Origin of the sequence: Pseudomonas sp. 8 R 14, assembly GCF_900005955.1 — a bacterium.
GTDB lineage: Bacteria > Pseudomonadota > Gammaproteobacteria > Pseudomonadales > Pseudomonadaceae > Aquipseudomonas > Aquipseudomonas marginalis.
Genome location: NZ_CVTH01000080.1, coordinates 40,359 through 60,216, shown reverse-complemented (window position 1 = coordinate 60,216; position 19,858 = coordinate 40,359). Strand labels below are relative to the sequence as shown.

The following is a 19,858-nucleotide window of genomic DNA, read 5'->3' as shown; positions in this document are numbered from 1 at the left end:
GGCAGATAGACAACGCAGTATCATCGAGACACATAAATACGATGAAACGCACCGCCATCGCGACCCAGAACCTGCAGCCACGACAATCCGAACCGCCAAAACCAAAAAAGGCGCCAGACTGTTAAATCTGGCGCCTTTCGAATATGGGGTGGACGAAGGGGATCGAACCCTCGACAACGGGAGTCACAATCCCGTGCTCTACCAACTGAGCTACGCCCACCATATTGCGTTAACAAAGAAACCAAACCACTTCTTTGTCGAGCCCTACCCTGCGTATAGACCGAGTAAAGCTTTATTGGTGCGGATGAAGAGACTCGAACTCTTACGCCTTGCGGCGCTGGAACCTAAATCCAGTGTGTCTACCAATTCCACCACATCCGCGCTTGAAGCTCTTAAAGCAAAGGCGCCAGACGGTTAATCTGGCGCCTTTCAAAATATGGGGTGGACGAAGGGGATCGAACCCTCGACAACGGGAGTCACAATCCCGTGCTCTACCAACTGAGCTACGCCCACCATATAGCGCTACTTGTGCCAAAGCTGCCTAATGGCGCACCCGGCAGGACTCGAACCTGCGACCATCCGCTTAGAAGGCGGATGCTCTATCCAGCTGAGCTACGGGCGCCTTATTAATCTGTACTCTTGGAGGATTACAAACTAAGTGCTTCCAGCCTTGCAGAACAACGATTCTGCTCGACCTTCTTAACCAGTGCTAGGCTGTGCCCGACAAGTGCGACGAATAGTATAGAGGGCCTGGAAACCCGTCAAATCTTTTTTGAAAAAAATTCATTTTATTTAAGGGGTTAGGCCAATTTGCGGACCAAGCGCCTTTGCCCTCACGCCGTGGCGTGCGAGAATGCGCGCACTTTTCCTCCCCCTCTCGATGGTTAATCACGCGTAATGACTGCACAACTTATCGACGGCAAATCAATCGCCGCCAGCCTGCGCCAGCAGATCGCCAAACGAGTCACCGAGCGCAGCCAGCAAGGCTTGCGCACGCCTGGCCTCGCGGTGATCCTGGTCGGCAGCGATCCTGCCTCTCAGGTTTATGTCTCGCACAAGCGTAAAGACTGTGAAGAGGTCGGCTTTCTTTCCAAGGCCTACGACCTGCCTGCCGACACCACCCAGCAGGCCCTGACCGACCTGATCGACAGCCTCAACGACGACCCGGCGATGGACGGCATCCTCCTGCAATTGCCATTGCCCGCGCACCTGGACGCGTCCAAGTTGCTCGAGCGCATCCGCCCTGACAAAGACGTCGACGGTTTCCATCCCTATAACGTCGGCCGCCTGGCCCAGCGTATCCCGCTGCTGCGCCCGTGCACGCCCAAAGGCATCATGACCCTGCTGGAAAGCACCGGTGTCGACCTGTACGGCCTCGATGCCGTCATCGTCGGCGCGTCCAACATCGTGGGCCGCCCCATGGCCATGGAGTTGCTGCTGGCCGGTTGCACCGTCACCGTGACCCACCGCTTCACCAAGGACCTTGCAGGCCACGTTGGCCGTGCCGACCTGGTCGTCGTGGCCGCCGGCAAGCCGGGCCTGGTCAAGGGCGAATGGATCAAGGAAGGCGCCATCGTCATCGACGTGGGCATCAACCGCCAGGAAGACGGCAAGCTGGTCGGCGACGTGGTGTATGAAACCGCCCTGCCCCGCGCTGGCTGGATCACCCCGGTGCCGGGTGGCGTTGGCCCGATGACCCGTGCCTGCCTGCTGGAAAATACCCTGTACGCCGCAGAAACCCTGCACGGTTAATAACCAGTCGTACTGAAAAAGCCCTGCCTTATCGCAGGGCTTTTTATTGCCCGGAAGAAAACCTGTTTTTTCTTAGTTTTTAAGCACTTTCGTCTGGTTTTAGAAGAACATTCGACAGTCTGTCGTCCATACTCCTAAAATGTAACGCCATTTGTCACAGAACCCGTTTCCCAACGGTATTTCTTACTTTTTTAGCGAGTTCATCCGCGTGAAAATTCGTCTTTCCATTGTCAGCCTATTTTTTGCTTTCACCGGCACCTTTGCACACGCTGCCGACTCCGCCCTGGCGCCGCGGGATCCATCCAAACTGCAGATCGCTTCCGGCAGCGCCATGCTGGTGGACCTGCAAACCAACAAGGTCATCTACGCCAGCAACCCCGACGTGGTGGTGCCTATCGCCTCGGTGAGCAAACTGATGACGGGCCTGATCGTGCTTGAAGCCAAGCAGAACATGGACGAGTACATCGACATCAACATCACCGACACGCCGGAGATGAAAGGCGTGTTCTCCCGCGTGAAGATCGGCAGCCAGATGCCGCGCAAGGAGATGTTGCTGATTGCCCTGATGTCCTCGGAAAACCGCGCCGCCGCGAGCCTGGCGCACCACTATCCGGGCGGCTACGCGGCCTTTATTGCCGCGATGAACGCCAAGGCCAAGGCCCTGGGCATGACCAGCACCCATTATGTCGAGCCCACCGGCCTGTCGATCCACAACGTGTCCACCGCCCGCGACTTGAGCAAGCTGCTGGCCTACGCGCAAAAATTTCCGATGCTGAGCCAGTTGAGCACCACCAAGGAAAAGACCGTAGCGTTCCGCAAGCCCAACTACACCCTGGGTTTCTCCAATACCGACCACCTGATCAACCGCGCCAACTGGGATATCAAACTGACCAAGACCGGTTTCACCAACCAGGCCGGTCATTGCCTGGTGCTGGTCACCCGCATGGGTAATCGTCCGGTGTCGCTGGTGATCCTGGATGCTTTCGGCAAATTCACCCACTTTGCCGATGCCAGCCGTATCCGTAACTGGGTCGAGACCGGCAAGGGCGGCTCGGTGCCGGACGTCGCTCTGCGCTACAAGGCTGATAAGAACCTGAAGAACCGCGCGAATGCCGCCGAAGTCCGCCGCTAAGGAACACCGAGAACTCATTTAGGAGGGGCTCGCCCCTCCCATTTTATTTGTGTTCCGCCAACACCTTGAGCGCCTGCGCCGCCGCCCGCTCCTGCCCGGCCTGGGCCGTTGCGTTCGCCGAGTCCCGCCAGCGCTGCGCATCCACATTGGCCGGCAACTGGCTCGGGCGCTGAGTGAGGATTGCCCAGTGCCCGGCACTGCTCCACTTCGACTCAAAGTCGCTGAAGCTCATCAGCAGGCGTCGGTCCATGCCTGAACGCAACAGCACCGTGCTTTTCTGCTGGTTGAAACCCACCACGACCACGTAGCGCGCGTCAGACAACAGGCCGCCGCCAATCCGCGCCATCACCGGGTAACCCGCCGCCACCTGCGCCAGTACCGCGGTCAGCTTGGCATCCAGCGGGTACACCATCAGCCCGTACTCACGGGCCAGCACCTGCATGTTGCGCTCCAGGTCCGCTTCCCCGCCCGGCAAATGCAACGGTTTATCCAACAAGCCCGGTGTCATCACAATGCCTTGTTGCGACAGCATGCTGGCTAACGCTGTAGGACCACTCTGATAAGCCTCGCTGCGAAAGGTCGGCACACCAGTGAGTTCGACACGTTCCGGCAGGCCCGGAAGTTTCGACGGCTGCCCGGAACAGGCCGCGAGCCCCAGGGCACAGGCCAGCAACAAGGATGTTTTAAGGTTCGACCGTAACCGCAATTTTTTACTCTCTTGATCAACTGCCGGTGAGGGCCCTGATCATAGGACGCTCTGCCACGCGGGTATAGCCCACAGGCTCAGTAAAGCGTCGCGGATAGAGCAAACGAGTTGGACGAACACGACCATTGGTCAATAGCAGGCAACCGCCGGGTAGCTAGACTGTCCATTGAGAAGACTGTGTGTGCCCCCTGCGGGGCGAAAGGAGGCCAAAATGAGCCTTGCAACAACGATTTTCCTGTTGATCTGCGGTTGGCTGGCGGTAGCCGGCGCCATGTTGTGGGGGGTGTTGCGCATTACTCGCCGGCACCATCACCCCCACGTCAAACCTGCGGCACCCGCCAAGCCCCAGAGAGCGGCGGTGCACCACGCCTAGCCAGGCATGCAATTGAAATCCTGAGTCGCTGCGACTTCCTTACCGTGCCCGTCCATCAGGGATGCGCGCACGGTGGTGCCCAGGCTCGACTCCACCAGGGTGTAATGCTCACCCGCCTTGAAATCCTTGTACTCGACCCGACCCTGGCAGTCCTGCTGGTTGTCGTCGCCTGCCTCTTCCTCGAACAACGTCACGTCCAGGCGGTGATCCCCGGGGGTCACCTCGAAAAAGCGCCCGTCGTCGACACGCTTGCCGTCCACACGTTCGGCCATCAGGTCGTTCGGCGCTTCTTCTTTCAAGCCGATCCAGGCTTCGCTGGGGTCCGCCTTGGGAATCGGGCCGGCACAGGCCGACAACAACAAAACAGCCCCCAGGGCGGGGATCAACAATAAAGGTTTGAGTGACATGGCAGGGCTCCAAAGAACATCAGTTAAAAGACAAGTCGTCCGATGGGATGCAAGCTTGGGCAGCCACGCCCTGTAGAACAAATGAATCCATATGAAACGATCTTCAGCCCTTACCTAAATGTTCCTTCACCTGGCTGAAAGGCGCGTGTTAGGTGGGTCGGGCAAGACTGCCGGGGTTTGCAATCCTGCTCCCTCGGAGGTTCACGCATGCTCGGGCTGGTAAAGACCGCACTGCAAAAGCCGTACACGTTTATCGTGTTGGCCATATTCATCTGCATCATCGGGCCGATGGCGGCCCTGCGAACCCCCACCGACGTGTTTCCCGATATCGGCATCCCTGTGGTCGCTGTGGTCTGGCAGTACAACGGCCTGTCACCGGACGCCATGGCCGGCCGGGTGATCTACACCTATGAACGCTCCCTGAGCACCACCGTCAACGACATCGAACATATCGAATCGCAATCGCTGCCCGGCATGGGCATCGTGAAGATTTTCTTCCAGCCCGGCGTCGACATCCGCACCGCCAACGCCCAAGTGACCGCCGTATCACAAACCGTGCTCAAGCAGATGCCACCGGGCATCACGCCGCCGCTGATCCTCAACTACAGCGCCTCCACGGTGCCGATCCTGCAAATGGCGTTCTCCAGCCCCACGCTGTCGGAAGCCAAAATTCGCGACCTGGTGCAGAACAATATCCGCCTGCCCCTCAGCGCCCTGCCCGGCCTGGCCATGCCCACGCCGATGGGTGGCAAGCAGCGGCAGATCACCCTTGACCTCGACCCCCAGGCGTTGGCGGCCAAAGGCTTGTCGGCCCAGGATGTGGGCAATGCCCTGGCGCTGCAGAACCAGATCATCCCGGTGGGCACCGCCAAACTCGGCCCCAATGAATACACGATCCTGCTCAACAACAGCCCCAAGGCCATCGATGAGCTCAACGACCTGCCGATCAAGACCGTCGACGGCGCGCTGATCACCATCGGCCAGGTCGCCCACGTGCGCGACGGTTCGCCGCCGCAGACCAACATCGTGCGCGTCGACGGCCATCGCGCGGTGCTGATGCCGGCGTTGAAAAACGGCAGCATTTCCACCCTGTCGATCATCGACGGTATCCGCCAGATGCTGCCGCGCATCAACGAAACCCTGCCGCCGTCATTGAAGACCTCGTTGCTGGGCGACGCCTCGGTATTCGTCAAGCAATCGGTGGGCAGCGTGGCCCAGGAAGGCATCATCGCCGCGCTGCTGACCAGTGCGATGATCCTGCTGTTCCTCGGCAGCTGGCGCTCCACGATCATTATCGCGGCGTCAATTCCCCTGGCGGTGCTGTCGGCCATTGCGTTGCTGGCGGTCAGCGGGCAGACCCTCAACGTCATGACCCTCGGCGGGCTGGCGTTGGCGGTGGGGATCCTGGTGGACGACGCCACGGTGACCATCGAAAACATCAACTGGCACCTGGAACAAGGCAAGGCGGTGAAGACCGCGATCCTCGACGGCGCCGCGCAAATTGTCGGCCCGGCGTTCGTCTCGCTGCTGTGCATCTGCATCGTGTTCGTGCCGATGTTCCTGCTGCAAGGCATCGCCGGTTATCTGTTCCGGCCGATGGCGCTGGCGGTGATCTTCGCCATGGCCAGCTCATTCATTCTTTCGCGCACCCTGGTGCCGACGCTGGCGATGTTCCTGCTCAAGCCGCACACGCCGGAGCCAGGCGTGGGGCACCATCCCGAAGATGCATTCATCAACCACCATGAGGGCGAGCAGCACCCGAAACCGCGCAATGCCGCACTGCAAGCGGTGCTGAATTTCCAGCAGGGTTTCGAGCGTCACTTCTCGAATATCCGCGACACCTACCACGGCCTGCTGACCTTGGCCCTGGGCAATCGCAAGGGTTTTATCGTCGGTTTCCTGGCCTGTGTGCTCGCCTCATTCCTGCTGTTGCCAAGCCTGGGCCAGGACTTTTTCCCGGCGACGGATGCCGGTGCGCTGGCCCTGCATGTGCGCCTGCCGCTGGGCACGCGCATCGAAGAAAGCGCCGCCGCCTTCGACCGCATCGAAGCGCGGATCCGTGAAGTGATCCCCGCCGAAGAGCTGGACACCATCGTCGATAACATTGGCATTCCGCTCAGCGGCATCGACATGGCCTACAGCAGCAGCGGCACCATCGGCCCGCAGGATGGCGACATCCAGGTCAGCCTGAAAAAGGGCCATGCGCCCACCGCCGACTACGTGAAGAAACTGCGTGAAGCGCTGCCGCAGAGTTTCCCTGGCAGCCACTTTGCGTTCCTGCCGGCGGACATCAGCAGCCAGATCCTCAACTTCGGTGCGCCGGCGCCGCTGGACGTAAAAATCTCCGGGCGCAGCGATGCAGAAAACCGCGCCTATGCCGTCGAGTTGGAACGTCGCCTGCAACACGTGCCCGGTATCGCCGACCTGCGCATCCAGCAGTCCACCGGCTACCCGTCGCTGCAGGTGAATGTCGACCGCATGCGCGCCAACGGCCTGGGCATTACCGAGCGGGACGTGACCAACAGCATGGTGGCGTCGCTGGCCGGCAGTTCGCAGACCGCGCCGACCTTCTGGCTCAACCCGGCCAACGGCGTGTCCTATTCCATCGTCGCCGCCACCCCGCAATACCGCCTCGACAGCCTGCCGTCACTGGAAGCGCTGCCCGTCACCGGCGCCGATGGGCAGTCGCAGATCCTCGGCGGCGTGGCAACCATCTCCCGCGTGCAAAGCCCGGCGGTGGTGACCCACTACAACATCGAACCGACCCTGGACCTGTACGCCAACGTGCAGGGCCGCGACCTCGGCGGCGTAGCCCGCGACGTGCAAAAGGTGCTGGATGACACCGCGCATCTGCGTCCCAAAGGCGCGACGATCAGCCTGCACGGACAGATCGATGCGCTGCATGAAGCCTTCAGCGGCTTGAGCCTTGGCCTGCTGGGTGCGGTGGTGCTGATCTACCTGCTGATCGTGGTCAACTTCCAGTCGTGGGCCGACCCATTCGTCATCATCACCGCGTTGCCGGCGGCGCTCGCAGGCATCGTGTGGATGCTGTTCCTCAGCGGCACCTCCTTGTCGGTGCCGGCACTCACCGGCGCCATCCTGTGCATGGGCGTCGCCACGGCCAACTCGATCCTGGTGGTGAGCTTCTGCCGTGAGCGCCTGGCCGAACATGGTGATGCGTTGAAAGCCGCCATGGAGGCCGGTTACACGCGCTTCCGCCCAGTGTGCATGACCGCCCTGGCGATGATCATCGGCATGTTGCCCCTGGCGATTTCCGAGGAGCAGAACGCCCCGCTCGGGCGCGCCGTCATCGGCGGTTTGATCTTCGCCACCCTCGCCACATTGTTGTTTGTTCCCGTGGTCTTCAGCCTGGTCCACGGTCGTCACCCTACTCGCGCAGTTGCAGGAGAAACCCCACATGTCGTCTGATCACAAACCCTCGCGCAAGCGTCTGATGCTCATGGGTGTCGGCGGCCTGACCCTGGCCGCCCTGTTGGTCGCCAACGGCCTGCATGCCCGTACGCTGCACGAACAATCGGTCACGGCCTGGACCGAGACCGCCGCCATCCCGCACGTGATGGTGTTCCAGCCCAGGCAGAATGTGGCCGGCGATACCTTGCGCCTGCCGGCGCACCTGGAAGCCTGGAGCAAGGCGCCGATCCACGCCAGGGTCAGCGGTTACCTGAAGGATTGGAAAGTCGATATCGGCAGCCACGTCAACGCCGGGCAAGTCCTCGCGGAAATCGACAGCCCCGACCTTGATCAACAGTTGGCGCAGACCCATGCACGCCTGGTGCAGGAACAGGCCAACGCACGCCTGGCCGAAACCACCGCCACGCGCTGGCAAAACCTGCTGGCCAGCCATTCGGTATCGCGCCAGGAGGCCGATGAAAAAACCTCCAATGCCGCTGCCGCCAAGGCCAACGCCGAGGCCGCCGCTGCCGACTATGCCCGGCTGTCGGCGCTGGAAAGCTACAAGACCCTTCGCGCCCCGTTCGCCGGCACCATCACCGCGCGCAACACCGATATCGGCCAACTGATCAAGGCCGACACCGACAGCGATCCGGAACTGTTCAACATTGCCGACACCCATCAATTGCGCCTCTATGTACCGGTGCCGCAGAACTACGCAGCGGTCATCCATCCGGGCCTTGAAGCCGAGCTGACCGTGCCCGAGCACCCCGGCAAGCATTTCAAGGCGCGCCTGATCGGTGACTCCACCGCCATCGACCGCCGCTCCGGCACCCTGCTCGCCCAGTTCGTCGCCGACAACCCCGACGGCGAACTGCTGCCCGGTGATTATGCCGAAGCCACCTTGCCGATTCCGGCCGATACCCATGGTGTGAGTATCCCGGCCAGCGCGCTGATCTTCCGCGCCCAGGGCACCCAGGTGGCGGTGTTGGACGGGCAGAACCATGTGCACCTGCAGGCCATCCATATCGGCCTCGACCTGGGCGAACGCCTGGTGATCGACCAGGGCTTGAAACCCGCCGACCGCATCGTCGACAACCCGCCCGATGCCCTGCGCGAAGGTGATCCCGTGCAACTCGCCGATGCCTCCGGAGGTGCGCATGCGCATAAGGCTTAAACCGCTCGCCGCATTGACGCTGCTGGTCTTGCAGGGTTGCTCGATGGCGCCGACCTACAAGGTGCCGGCGATCGACCTGCCGGCCAACTACCGCGAACAGACCAGCGATGGGCCCTGGCACAGCGCCCAGCCCTCCGACCAACTGGCGCCCGAATGGTGGAAGCTCTACAACGATTCGCGCCTGAATGACCTGCAACAGCAGCTGCTCAAGGCCAACCCGGACCTGGCGGCGGCGCTGGCGCACTTCGACGCTTCCCAGGCGTATGCCAGCCAACTGCACGCAGGCCTGTTCCCGCAGATCAGCGCCAGCGCGCAACCGCTGCGCCAGCGGCAATCGGATTCGCGACCGTTGCGGGGGGATACGCAACCGTCGGTGTACAACAGCAACATCGCGGGCTTTTCGTTGAGCTATGACCTGGACCTGTGGGGCAAAATCCGCAACCGGGTCGCGGCCGGCGATGCCCAGGCGCAAGCGTCCGGGGATGACCTGGCGGTGGCACGCCTGAGTTTGCAGCGTCAGTTGGCGACCTTGTACGTGCAGCTCAATGGGCTGGATGCACAGAGCCGGATTTTCACTCGCTCGCTGGATGATTTCAGCCAGGCATTGCAATTGACCCGCAGCCGCTACGAGGGCCAGATAGCCTCGGAGCTGGACCTGACCCGTGCGCAAAATCAACTGGCGCAGGCCAGGGCGCAATTGGATGAAGTGCGTGGGCAACGCAACCTCACCGAGCACGCCATCGGCGAGTTGGTGGGTGTGGCAGCCAGCGACTTTACCTTGCCGCCCGGCCAGCAACTGATCGCCCTGCCGGGAATTCCGTCGCAGTTGCCAAGCCACCTGTTGCAACGTCGCCCGGATATTGCAGCGGCAGAGCGACGGGTGTTTGCGGCCAACGCAAATATCGGCGTGGCCAAGGCGGCGTGGTATCCGGACTTCAGCTTGACCGGGTTGATTGGCGGGCAGACACAGGGCGTCGGCAATCTGCTGTCGGCGGGTAATCGGTATTGGGCACTGGGCCCGTTGGTGAACCTGCCGATTTTCGACGGTGGCCGCTTGAGCGCCAATGAACGCCAGGCCAAGGCCGAGTTTGAAGAGGCGTCGGCGCAGTACCGTAGCCAGGTGCTGAAGGCCGTGCGCGAGGTGGAAGATAACTTGGCGCAACTACGGGATTTGCAGCAGGAAGCGCAGGATGAACAGGCGGCGGCGGATGCGGCGCAGCATACGCAATCATTGGCGATGAACAGCTATCAGGCGGGGGCGGTGAGTTACCTGGATGTGGTGACCGCGCAGACCGCGGCGTTGCAGGCGCAGCGGACATTGCAGGCGGTGCAGACGCGGCAGTTGCAGGCCAGTGTAGGACTCGTGACCGCACTCGGCGGCGGCTGGCAACCTGGCGCCTGACATCGCCCCAAGGCACAGTTCAGGCTAAATGCAGGAGAGAGCTTGCCCCCGATGGCGGTGGCTCAGTCAACCACCACTGACTGAGCCACCGCACATTTCAGCCCTCTGGCCGACTATTAAGAAAAACACTCACCACTGTGTAATCACTACCATTGGCATGCCGATACAGGGTACTGCTGTGATAGTCGGATACATCCCCCGACACCGAAACAGTAATCGAACGGCTCTCGACATCAACTTTTACCGCCCCGTCACGCGTAACTAGAAACGGATTGGCATCTTTCAATACAGCCAATATTTCACTATCGGTTCCCAAGGTGCGGTAAACGTAATATCGGTAACTGAACGGCACAGTGGCCCCTCCGCGATCATCCTTGACGCCATAGATCGAAGCGTCATCACTGATCGGCACGCGGAGTACAACCTCCGTCAATTGCGGACGGCCCGGCGAGAGCAGCCAATCACCAGCGATATACACCAAGCAAAGCGCCAGCAAGATCGTTGTGACCGTTGAATAAAGCGACTTTCTAGTAGTTCCTGAACCTGGCATAGCTGATTCCTTTCTTGATCCAATATTGGTCGACTGGATCGTCACCGAAAGGCGCATCCCCCCACCAACGACCAAACTCGGGTTTATCCGTACCCGCTCTGGTTTGAGCAAGTCCCGCTGCGCGTAAAAGCACTTCCTCGCTGAAACCCGCCGCAATCCCCACCGCACCATAGTGAAAATTTCCAAACGCTTCATATTCTTTGGAAATTTGCTTGTAGTCCCACGGGCCGCGATTGCGGACCTGAGTATAAAACCAAGAGTACATAAACGCTGAACCGGCTTTCAGTACATTCTTTTTATGAAAAGCGGTGGCCATATTTTCGTCAACAGATACACCAGGCGGGGGTATAGGGTTCGCCATTGCATGCTTCCTCTGCATTAGGTTTTTGCGCGGCAGAACCTAACACCAGATAGCCAAGATGATGAGCGAGGAGAAGAACAAAAGAGACTTCGTACAAAGGAGTAAGACATGCCTTACACCACAGCCTCAAAACAAGGTACTTCCACGTCCAATGAGGTTTCGGCAGCGTCAGTTCCGGCCTCATCGGGAGCAAGCCCCCTCCCACACTAGCCCCGCGTCAGACACACAATGTATGAACACCGCTGAACCAATGTGGGAGGGGGCTTGCCCCCGATCGCGACCGTCCAGACACATCCTGCCAAAAGCCCGCCCATCAACCTCTTGCTCTCCAATCTAGCCTCTCTAAGCACATCTAGAGAGGGCCAGGGAATGGCAGATTTACCCGCTTCACACCGCCTGCGCATCGGTCGATTCAGCGACCCCAACCGCATCTACCTCATCACCACCAACACCCACGAACGCATACCGATATTCAGCAATTTCCATCTCGGTCGCCTGGTGGTCTGGCAATTTCGGTTAGCCCAGTACCAAGGGCTGGCCAACTCCCTGGCATGGGTCATCATGCCGGACCATTTCCATTGGCTGCTTGAACTGAAAAAAGGCTCGCTGGCGGACTTGATGTGCCAGGTGAAGTCAAAAAGCACCAGGACCGTCAATGGCGTGAGTGGTCGCAAAGGACGGCTTTGGCAAGAAAGCTTTCATGACCGGGCACTGCGCAAGGAAGATGACTTGGTGAAAATGGCCCGGTATGTGGTGGCTAATCCATTGCGAGCGGGTCTGGTCGAGCGGATTGGCGACTACCCACTGTGGGATGCCATCTGGGTTTAACGTCAAACACAGTTCAAATGTGGGAGGGGGCTTGCTCCCGATTGCGGTAGGTCAGTCAACTTATCTGTAACTGATACACCGCTATCGGGAGCAAGCCCCCTCCTACATTTTTTACCCGCATTTCAAGCCGCGAGTTTGCCGCTGGCGATGGCGGCTGAAGCGGCCACCATGGCCCGCAACAACACCGCACACCCCGCCGCCAGGTCATCCGGGGCGGCGTTCTCGATTTCGTTGTGGCTGATGCCCCCTTCACACGGCACAAAGATCATCCCCGCCGGCCCCAACTCGGCGACGAAAATCGCGTCGTGCCCTGCCCCGCTGACGATGTCCATGTTCGACAAGCCCAGCCCATTGGCCGCATCGCGCACGGCGTCCACACAGCCTTTGTCGAAGTACAGCGGCGGGAAGTCAGCCGTGGGTTCCATTTCAAAACTCAGCCCATGCTTGGCACAGGTCTCGTCAATCACCTGGCGCACCTGGGCAATCATCGAATCCAACCGCGCCGGTTCCAAGTGACGGAAGTCCAGGGTCATGCGCACTTCGCCCGGAATGACGTTGCGTGAACCGGGATACGCCTGCAGGCAACCGACGGTCCCGCACGCATGGGGCTGATGCCCCAACGCCGCCGCATTGACCGCCGCCACCACCGCTGCCGCGCCTACCAGGGCGTCCTTGCGCAGGTGCATCGGCGTCGGCCCCGCATGGGCCTCGACACCGCGCAGTTTCAGGTCGAACCACTTCTGCCCGAGGGCGCCGAGCACCACGCCGATGGTCTTTTTCTCATCCTCCAGAATCGGCCCTTGTTCGATATGCGCCTCGAAATACGCACCGACCTTGTGTCCACACTCGGGACGGGTTCCCGCGTAGCCAATCGCATTCAGCGCGTCACCCACGCTGACCCCATCCGCATCGACCTTGGCCAAGGTATCCGCCAGGGTGAATTTCTTGGCAAATACCCCCGAGCCCATCATGCACGGCGGGAAGCGCGAGCCTTCCTCGTTGGTCCACACCACCACTTCCAAGGGCGCTTCGGTTTCGATCTTGAGGTCATTGAGCGTACGCAGCACCTCCACCCCCGCCAGCACACCGAAACAGCCATCGAACTTGCCGCCCGTAGGCTGTGTGTCGATATGGCTGCCGGTCATCACCGGCGGCAGGTCGGGATTACGCCCAGGGCGACGCGCGAAGATATTGCCGATGCCGTCGACGGTCACGGTGCAACCGGCGTCTTCGCACCATTGCACAAACAGGTCGCGGGCCTTGCGGTCGAGGTCGGTGAGCGCCAGGCGGCACACGCCGCCCTTGGGGGTGGCACCGAGTTTGGCCAGGTCCATCAACGACTGCCACAAGCGGTCGCGATTGATGTGCTGGTGGGGCGATTGCAGAACGTCGAGGGCAGCGTTCATGGGGATCTCCTCAGGCTTGTATTTCTTATGAATTGACAACCACCGGGCTGGCTCCACGCCTGGCATTCAGGCCGTAATACAACAACCCGCCCAACGCCGAACCGGTAAACCAGCCGTAGCTGTAGAACCAGCTGAACGCATCACTGCCCAGGGACAGCAAGGTCAGCACCACCGGCACACCGAAGGCGATAAAACCGCTCCAGCTCCACGCCGGGTACACATCGTCGCGGTACAGGCCGGCCAGGTCCAGTTGTTGTTTGCGGGTGATGAAGTAGTCCACCACCATGATCCCGGCAATCGGCCCCAACAGGCTCGAATAGCCCAGCAACCAGTTGGAATACACGGTTTCCAGGCTCACATCCGAGACGATCAAGCCGAGTTTTTTCAGCAGTTCATGGCCCATCAACGCCAAGCCCACCAACCCGGTGAGGATCACCGCCGTGGTGCGGTTGATCAGCTTGGGCGCGATGTTCTGGAAGTCGTTGGTGGGCGAGACGATGTTCGCGGCGGTGTTGGTGGACAAGGTGGCGACGATGATCAGCGCCATGGCCACGGCCACCCACACAGGGCTCTGGATATGCCCGATCAGCGTCACCGGGTCGGACACGCTGACGCCCACCAGTTTCACCGACGCGGCGGTCATGATCACGCCGAGGGCGGCGAACAGGAACATGGTCAGTGGCAGGCCGAAGATCTGCCCGAGGATCTGGTCCTTCTGGCTTTTGGCGTAGCGGCTGAAGTCGGGAATATTCAGCGACAAGGTGGCCCAGAAGCCCACCATCGCGGTCAGGCCGGCCATGAAGTAACCGGTAAGGCTCGCGCCCTCCGGACGCTTGGGCGGGATCGCCATCAGTTCGCTGAGAGACACATTCGGCATCGCCCACACCAGCAGGCCAATGCCCACCGCCACCAGCAACGGCGCCGACAGGGTTTCCAGGCGCTTGATCGACTCGGCGCCGCGCAGCACCACCCATAAATTCAGGCACCAGAACATCATGAAGCCGATCACTTCACCAGTGCCGCCGAGGGACTTCCACCCCTCGAAAATCGAGCCCAGGAACAGGTGAATCGCCAGCCCGCCAAACATCGTCTGGATACCAAACCAGCCGCACGCCACCAGCGCGCGGATCAGGCACGGCACGTTAGAGCCGAGGATGCCGAAGGACGAACGCAGCAACACCGGAAACGGAATGCCGTACTTGGTGCCGGGGAAGGCGTTGAGGGTCAGCGGGATCAGCACCACGATATTGGCGAGCAAAATCGCCATCAACGCCTCGCCCACCGACAACCCGAAATACGCGGTGAGCACACCGCCCAGGGTGTACGTGGGCACGCAGATCGACATGCCGACCCACAGCGCGGTGATGTGCCACTTGTTCCAGGTGCGTTCGTGCACCTTGGTCGGTGCCATGTCATGGTTGTAGCGAGGGCTGTCGAGGACGTCGGGACCGGCGTCGAGTTCGTACAGGCCGTTGCGCTCAATGACTTGCGATCTGTTCTGTTGCATGGCCGCTCCACGGTTTTTTCGAATTATTGTTGCTCACTCCGCGCTGAACGCAGGGTGGCCGGAGTACCTCGTAAACAACATGACATCACGGGCCCGGCCAGCCGCCACTGCACTCAATAACCGTGCCGACAACCGCTCTTGAACCCGCACCGCTTATATAACTCGCTGATGTTAATCAGCTTTCCGATTGTGCCTGCGGTACTTGCCGCGATACTCAGGCTAAATAACGCGCCAATTATCCGAACGGTCAGGACTCAATCTGGTGCACCACAATTATTTTTATTGACCGACCCCGTCAAGAGGCATGTCTCAAGCGTCTGATTTGCAATAAGAAATGTTGCTCATATTGGGAACCTGTCAAGTGCGTCAAAATGGTGAGAGACCGCTACATTTTGGTGATTTTGTATTTTTATTCTTATAAATCAATAGATTAAATACGATATAAGCTTATAAAAAATCTTCTTGCTCAATCGAAAAACTCGGTCTAGTTTCTATTCCTGTCACCGATGACAGGAATTAACCGACCATCGGCGCGTAGCCATACAACACTTAGAACTGGCACAAGCCGGTCAAGCCTGTGAGGAACTCGACATGTCGCTGTTGATCCGTGGCGCCACCGTTATTACCCATGATGAAAGTTACCGCGCCGATGTTTTATGCGCAGGCGGTCTGATTCGCGCCATTGGCACGGACCTGGATATTCCCGCCGGCACTGAACAACTCGACGGCAGCGGACAATATTTGATGCCCGGCGGCATCGATCCCCATACCCATATGCAACTGCCCTTCATGGGCACCGTGGCCAGTGAAGACTTCTTCAGCGGCACGGCGGCGGGTTTGGCGGGGGGCACTACGTCGATTATCGACTTCGTGATTCCCAACCCGCAGCAATCGCTGATGGAAGCGTTCCATCAGTGGCGGGGCTGGGCGGAAAAATCCGCGTCCGACTATGGCTTTCACGTAGCAATCACCTGGTGGAGCGAGCAGGTGCGCGAGGAAATGGCCGAGCTGGTCAGCCACCACGGCATCAACAGCTTCAAGCATTTCATGGCCTACAAGAACGCGATCATGGCGGCCGACGATACCCTGGTGGCCAGCTTCGAACGCTGCCTGGAACTCGGCGCCGTGCCCACCGTGCATGCGGAAAACGGCGAGCTGGTGTACCACCTGCAACGCAAACTGATGGCCCAGGGCATCACCGGGCCGGAAGCGCACCCGCTGTCGCGCCCGTCCCAGGTGGAAGGCGAAGCGGCCAGCCGCGCGATCCGTATCGCCGAGACCATCGGCACGCCGCTGTACCTGGTGCACGTGTCCACCCGGGAAGCGCTGGATGAAATCACCTACGCCCGGGGCAAGGGCCAGGCGGTCTACGGCGAAGTGCTCGCCGGCCACCTGCTGCTGGACGACAGCGTCTACCAGCACCCCGACTGGCAAACCGCCGCCGGCTACGTGATGAGCCCGCCGTTCCGCCCGCGCGGGCATCAGGAAGCGCTGTGGCATGGCCTGCAATCGGGCAACCTGCACACCACCGCCACCGACCACTGCTGCTTCTGCGCCGAGCAAAAAGCCGCCGGGCGTGACGACTTCAGCAAGATCCCCAACGGCACCGCCGGTATCGAAGACCGCATGGCGCTGCTGTGGCACGAAGGGGTCAACACCGGGCGCCTGTCGATGCAGGAGTTCGTCGCGCTGACCTCCACCAACACCGCGAAGATCTTCAACCTCTACCCACGCAAAGGCGCGATCCGCGTGGGTGCGGATGCCGACCTGGTGCTGTGGGACCCCGAGGGTACGCGGACCATCTCCGCCAAGACTCATCACCAGCAAGTCGACTTCAACATCTTCGAAGGCAAGACCGTGCGCGGCGTGCCGAGCCACACCATCAGCCAGGGCAAGCTGGTCTGGGCCGATGGCGACCTGCGCGCCGAGCGCGGGGCCGGGCGCTATGTGGAACGGCCGGCGTATCCGTCGGTGTTCGAACAGTTGAGCAAGCGGGCGGAGCATTCCAGGCCGGTTGCTGTGAAGCGCTGAGACCGCCAGGCAACAAAAATGCCCACTTAGAGGCAATCCAAAAAAACCGTGAGGCCCACACCGTGATCCAGACCCTGACCCACCTCCCCCATCCCCATGAAGACGGGGCCACCCTCGCCAGCCATTTCACCGACCTGGCGCCGCCGCTCAACGCGCGCCAGGCCCAACTGGAAGCCTCGCGCTGCCTGTATTGCTACGACGCCCCTTGCGTGAACGCATGCCCCAGCGAAATCGACATCCCGTCGTTCATGCGCAATATCCACACCGACAACGTCCAGGGCGCAGCGCAGAAAATCCTCTCGGCCAACATCCTTGGCGGCAGCTGCGCGCGGGTCTGCCCGACGGAGATCCTCTGCCAGCAAGCCTGCGTGCGTAACAACGCCGAAGAATGCGCGCCGGTGCTGATAGGCCTGTTGCAACGCTACGCCATCGATAACGCCCACTTCAGCGAACACCCGTTCCAGCGTGCCGCCCCCACCGGCAAACGCATCGCCGTGGTCGGCGCAGGTCCCGCAGGGCTGGCCTGTGCCCATCGCGCCGCGCTGCACGGGCATGACGTGGTGATCTTCGAAGCGCGGGAAAAAGCCGGCGGCCTGAATGAATACGGGATCGCCAAATACAAGCTGGTCGACGACTTCGCCCAGAAGGAACTGGATTTCCTCCTGCAGATCGGCGGCATCGAAATCCGCCATGGCCAGCGCCTGGGCGACAACCTGACCCTGAGCGAACTGCACCAGCAATTCGACTCGGTGTTCCTCGGCCTGGGCCTGGCGGCCAGCAAGCAACTCGGTTTACCCCATGAGGACGCCCCCGGCCTGCTCGCCGCCACCGACTATATCCGCGAACTGCGCCAGGCCGACGACCTGAGCCAACTGCCCCTGGCCGACCGCTGCATCGTGCTCGGCGCCGGCAATACCGCCATCGACATGGCCGTGCAAATGGCCCGGCTCGGTGCCCGTGATGTGAACCTCGTCTACCGCCGGGGCCTGGCCGATATGGGCGCCACCCACCATGAGCAGGACATCGCCAAGGCCAATCAGGTGCGCCTGCTGACCTGGGCCCAACCCGAAGCAGTCCTGCTCGACGACCAGGGCCACGTACGCGGCATGCGCTTCGCCCGCACCCGCCTGGAAAACGGCCGCCTGCAATCCACCGGAGAAACCTTCGAACTGGCCGCTGATGCCATCTTCAAGGCCATCGGCCAGGGCTTCGACAACGACGCTTTGCACGATCCCCTGGCGCAACAGCTGCACCGCGTCGGCGAGCGTATCTTCGTCGACGAACAGCTGCGCACCAGCATCCCTGGGGTCTACGCCGGCGGTGACTGCGTCAGCCTCGGCCAGGACCTCACCGTGCAGGCGGTGCAACACGGCAAGCTGGCCGCCGAAGCCATGCACGCCCAACTCATGCTGAATGTGGAGGCTGCGTAATGGCCGATCTCTCGATTGTGTTCGCCGGTATCAAGGCCCCCAACCCATTCTGGCTGGCCTCCGCGCCGCCCACCGACAAGGCCTACAACGTGGTGCGTGCGTTTGAAGCGGGCTGGGGCGGCGTGGTGTGGAAGACCCTGGGTGAAGACCCGGCGGCGGTCAATGTGTCATCGCGCTACTCGGCGCACTACGGCGCCAACCGTGAAGTGCTGGGCATCAACAATATCGAACTGATCACCGACCGTTCCCTGGAGATCAACCTGCGGGAAATCACCCAAGTCAAAAAGGACTGGCCCGACCGCGCGCTGATCGTGTCGCTGATGGTGCCCTGCGTGGAGGAATCCTGGAAAAACATCCTGCCCCTGGTGGAAGCCACCGGCTGCGACGGTATCGAGCTGAACTTCGGCTGCCCCCACGGCATGCCCGAACGCGGCATGGGTGCGGCGGTGGGCCAGGTGCCGGAGTACGTGGAACAGGTGACGCGCTGGTGCAAGACCTATTGCTCGCTGCCGGTGATCGTCAAGCTCACGCCGAATATCACCGACATCCGCGTGGCGGCACGGGCAGCGTATCGCGGCGGTGCGGACGCGGTGTCGCTGATCAACACCATCAACTCCATCACCAGCGTGGACCTGGAACGCATGGTCGCCCTGCCGATGGTCGGCACCCAGAGCACCCACGGCGGTTACTGCGGCTCGGCGGTCAAGCCGATTGCCCTGAACATGGTTGCCGAAATCGCCCGTGACCCGCAGACCCAAGGCCTACCGATCTGCGGGATCGGCGGCATCGGCAACTGGCGCGACGCCGCGGAATTCGTCGCCCTCGGTTGCGGCGCGGTGCAGGTGTGCACGGCGGCGATGCTGCATGGTTTTCGCATCGTGGAAGAGATGAAGGATGGGCTGTCGCGATGGATGGACAGCCAGGGCTACACCAGCCTGCAAGAATTTTCCGGGCGTGCGGTGGGCAACACCACGGACTGGAAGTACCTGGACATCAATTACCAGGTGATCGCCAGGATCGACCAGGCGGCGTGCATTGGCTGTGGGCGTTGCCATATTGCCTGTGAGGACACCTCGCACCAGGCCATCGCCAGCCTGAAACAGGCGGACGGCACGCATAAATACGAAGTGATCGATGACGAGTGCGTGGGCTGCAACCTGTGCCAGATCACCTGCCCGGTGGCCGATTGCATCGAGATGGTGCCCATCGACACGGGCAAGCCGTTTTTGAATTGGACGCAGGATCCGAGGAATCCTTACCGGGAAGCGGTGTAGGCCTTCAGGCCGCTATCGGGGGCTTGCCCCCGATGAGCATGGGTATCTACACAACTTCCAGTGAATACGGAATCTATGGCAATTAGGCTTCTGTGGTGAGCGGGCTTGCCC

At 61.0% G+C, this 19,858-nt stretch carries 16 protein-coding genes and 4 tRNA genes; 10 read left to right on the top strand and 10 right to left on the bottom strand.

Features of this window, described 5'->3' with window-relative positions; genetic code table 11:
• Positions 1–144 precede the first annotated feature (144 nt).
• The 4 genes from BFQ01_RS22925 to BFQ01_RS22910 form a co-directional block, all read right to left on the bottom strand.
• Positions 145–220, bottom strand: a tRNA-His gene (locus BFQ01_RS22925).
• A gap of 76 nt (positions 221–296) precedes the next feature.
• Positions 297–381: transfer RNA gene (locus tag BFQ01_RS22920), tRNA-Leu, on the bottom strand.
• Positions 382–437: 56 nt separating this feature from the next.
• Positions 438–513 (bottom strand) — tRNA-His (locus BFQ01_RS22915).
• Between the two features lie 32 nt (positions 514–545).
• Positions 546–622, bottom strand: a tRNA-Arg gene (locus BFQ01_RS22910).
• A 275-nt stretch (positions 623–897) separates the two neighbouring features.
• Here BFQ01_RS22910 and folD point away from each other — a divergent pair.
• Entirely contained in the window at positions 898–1,752 is an 855-nt protein-coding gene (gene folD / locus BFQ01_RS22905; RefSeq protein WP_065927023.1) for a bifunctional methylenetetrahydrofolate dehydrogenase/methenyltetrahydrofolate cyclohydrolase FolD, read from the top strand.
• 208 nt (positions 1,753–1,960) lie between these two features.
• Positions 1,961–2,884, top strand: coding sequence for a D-alanyl-D-alanine endopeptidase (pbpG, locus tag BFQ01_RS22900; protein ID WP_065927030.1), 924 nt, complete (start codon positions 1,961–1,963; stop codon positions 2,882–2,884).
• A 43-nt stretch (positions 2,885–2,927) separates the two neighbouring features.
• Here pbpG and BFQ01_RS22895 read toward each other — a convergent pair whose 3' ends face one another.
• A complete protein-coding gene (locus tag BFQ01_RS22895; protein WP_065927022.1) occupies positions 2,928–3,590 on the bottom strand; it encodes a peptidase C39 family protein in 663 nt (220 codons plus the stop codon).
• Between the two features lie 211 nt (positions 3,591–3,801).
• On the opposite strand from BFQ01_RS22895, the gene BFQ01_RS32615 reads away from it, so the two are divergent.
• The gene (locus BFQ01_RS32615; protein WP_176718762.1) at positions 3,802–3,963 is read left to right on the top strand and encodes a hypothetical protein; all 162 of its coding nucleotides are present in this window, start codon (positions 3,802–3,804) and stop codon (positions 3,961–3,963) included.
• On the opposite strand, the gene BFQ01_RS22890 is transcribed toward BFQ01_RS32615, so the two are convergent.
• Positions 3,960–4,370 (bottom strand): PA0061/PA0062 family lipoprotein, encoded by a 411-nt coding sequence (locus BFQ01_RS22890; protein WP_065927021.1) that lies wholly within the window; start codon positions 4,368–4,370, stop codon positions 3,960–3,962. The genes BFQ01_RS32615 and BFQ01_RS22890 overlap by 4 nt on opposite strands.
• A 207-nt stretch (positions 4,371–4,577) precedes the next feature.
• On the opposite strand from BFQ01_RS22890, the gene BFQ01_RS22885 reads away from it, so the two are divergent.
• Genes BFQ01_RS22885 through BFQ01_RS22875 form a run of 3 tightly spaced genes read left to right on the top strand, consistent with a single transcriptional unit; the run spans position 4,578 to position 10,360 of the window.
• Positions 4,578–7,799, top strand: coding sequence for an efflux RND transporter permease subunit (locus BFQ01_RS22885; RefSeq protein WP_065927020.1), 3,222 nt, complete (start codon positions 4,578–4,580; stop codon positions 7,797–7,799).
• Positions 7,789–8,958, top strand: a complete 1,170-nt coding sequence (locus BFQ01_RS22880) for an efflux RND transporter periplasmic adaptor subunit (RefSeq protein ID WP_065927019.1) — start codon at positions 7,789–7,791, stop codon at positions 8,956–8,958. Before BFQ01_RS22885 ends, BFQ01_RS22880 begins: the two co-directional genes overlap by 11 nt.
• Positions 8,942–10,360, top strand: a complete 1,419-nt coding sequence (locus tag BFQ01_RS22875) for an efflux transporter outer membrane subunit (protein ID WP_065927018.1) — start codon at positions 8,942–8,944, stop codon at positions 10,358–10,360. Before BFQ01_RS22880 ends, BFQ01_RS22875 begins: the two co-directional genes overlap by 17 nt.
• Before the next feature lie 97 nt (positions 10,361–10,457).
• Here BFQ01_RS22875 and BFQ01_RS31840 read toward each other — a convergent pair whose 3' ends face one another.
• On the bottom strand, positions 10,458–10,910 hold the full coding sequence (locus BFQ01_RS31840; protein ID WP_074847219.1) for a hypothetical protein: 453 nt from the start codon (positions 10,908–10,910) through the stop codon (positions 10,458–10,460).
• Positions 10,888–11,271 (bottom strand): polymorphic toxin type 44 domain-containing protein, encoded by a 384-nt coding sequence (locus BFQ01_RS22870; RefSeq protein WP_065927017.1) that lies wholly within the window; start codon positions 11,269–11,271, stop codon positions 10,888–10,890. Before BFQ01_RS22870 ends, BFQ01_RS31840 begins: the two co-directional genes overlap by 23 nt.
• Positions 11,272–11,640: 369 nt before the next feature.
• Here BFQ01_RS22870 and BFQ01_RS22865 point away from each other — a divergent pair, with 369 nt between their 5' ends.
• Positions 11,641–12,099, top strand: a complete 459-nt coding sequence (locus tag BFQ01_RS22865) for an REP-associated tyrosine transposase (RefSeq protein ID WP_065927016.1) — start codon at positions 11,641–11,643, stop codon at positions 12,097–12,099.
• A 122-nt stretch (positions 12,100–12,221) separates the two neighbouring features.
• Here BFQ01_RS22865 and BFQ01_RS22860 read toward each other — a convergent pair whose 3' ends face one another.
• Positions 12,222–13,505 carry a Zn-dependent hydrolase gene (locus BFQ01_RS22860; RefSeq protein ID WP_065927015.1) on the bottom strand — a complete coding sequence of 428 codons (1,284 nt, stop codon included), beginning with the start codon at positions 13,503–13,505 and terminating at the stop codon, positions 12,222–12,224.
• Between the two features lie 25 nt (positions 13,506–13,530).
• On the bottom strand, positions 13,531–15,012 hold the full coding sequence (locus tag BFQ01_RS22855; protein ID WP_065927014.1) for an NCS1 family nucleobase:cation symporter-1: 1,482 nt from the start codon (positions 15,010–15,012) through the stop codon (positions 13,531–13,533).
• Positions 15,013–15,603: 591 nt separating this feature from the next.
• On the opposite strand from BFQ01_RS22855, the gene hydA reads away from it, so the two are divergent.
• From hydA to preA, 3 genes are all read left to right on the top strand, one after another.
• On the top strand, positions 15,604–17,043 hold the full coding sequence (hydA, locus tag BFQ01_RS22850) for a dihydropyrimidinase (protein WP_065927013.1): 1,440 nt from the start codon (positions 15,604–15,606) through the stop codon (positions 17,041–17,043).
• A 62-nt stretch (positions 17,044–17,105) separates the two neighbouring features.
• The gene (locus BFQ01_RS22845) at positions 17,106–18,473 is read left to right on the top strand and encodes an NAD(P)-dependent oxidoreductase (protein WP_065927012.1); all 1,368 of its coding nucleotides are present in this window, start codon (positions 17,106–17,108) and stop codon (positions 18,471–18,473) included.
• The gene (gene preA / locus BFQ01_RS22840; RefSeq protein ID WP_065927011.1) at positions 18,473–19,747 is read left to right on the top strand and encodes an NAD-dependent dihydropyrimidine dehydrogenase subunit PreA; all 1,275 of its coding nucleotides are present in this window, start codon (positions 18,473–18,475) and stop codon (positions 19,745–19,747) included. Before BFQ01_RS22845 ends, preA begins: the two co-directional genes overlap by 1 nt.
• The last annotated feature ends 111 nt before the right edge of the window (positions 19,748–19,858 follow it).

Coding starts and splice junctions, on each gene's coding strand:
- folD (WP_065927023.1), top strand. CDS start 898: ATGACTGCACAACTTATCGACGGCAAATCAATCGCCGCCAGCCTGCGC.
- BFQ01_RS32615 (WP_176718762.1), top strand. CDS start 3,802: ATGAGCCTTGCAACAACGATTTTCCTGTTGATCTGCGGTTGGCTGGCG.
- BFQ01_RS22890 (WP_065927021.1), bottom strand. CDS start 4,370: ATGTCACTCAAACCTTTATTGTTGATCCCCGCCCTGGGGGCTGTTTTG.
- BFQ01_RS22885 (WP_065927020.1), top strand. CDS start 4,578: ATGCTCGGGCTGGTAAAGACCGCACTGCAAAAGCCGTACACGTTTATC.
- BFQ01_RS22880 (WP_065927019.1), top strand. CDS start 7,789: ATGTCGTCTGATCACAAACCCTCGCGCAAGCGTCTGATGCTCATGGGT.
- BFQ01_RS22875 (WP_065927018.1), top strand. CDS start 8,942: ATGCGCATAAGGCTTAAACCGCTCGCCGCATTGACGCTGCTGGTCTTG.
- BFQ01_RS31840 (WP_074847219.1), bottom strand. CDS start 10,910: ATGCCAGGTTCAGGAACTACTAGAAAGTCGCTTTATTCAACGGTCACA.
- BFQ01_RS22870 (WP_065927017.1), bottom strand. CDS start 11,271: ATGGCGAACCCTATACCCCCGCCTGGTGTATCTGTTGACGAAAATATG.
- BFQ01_RS22865 (WP_065927016.1), top strand. CDS start 11,641: ATGGCAGATTTACCCGCTTCACACCGCCTGCGCATCGGTCGATTCAGC.
- BFQ01_RS22860 (WP_065927015.1), bottom strand. CDS start 13,505: ATGAACGCTGCCCTCGACGTTCTGCAATCGCCCCACCAGCACATCAAT.
- BFQ01_RS22855 (WP_065927014.1), bottom strand. CDS start 15,012: ATGCAACAGAACAGATCGCAAGTCATTGAGCGCAACGGCCTGTACGAA.
- hydA (WP_065927013.1), top strand. CDS start 15,604: ATGTCGCTGTTGATCCGTGGCGCCACCGTTATTACCCATGATGAAAGT.
- preA (WP_065927011.1), top strand. CDS start 18,473: ATGGCCGATCTCTCGATTGTGTTCGCCGGTATCAAGGCCCCCAACCCA.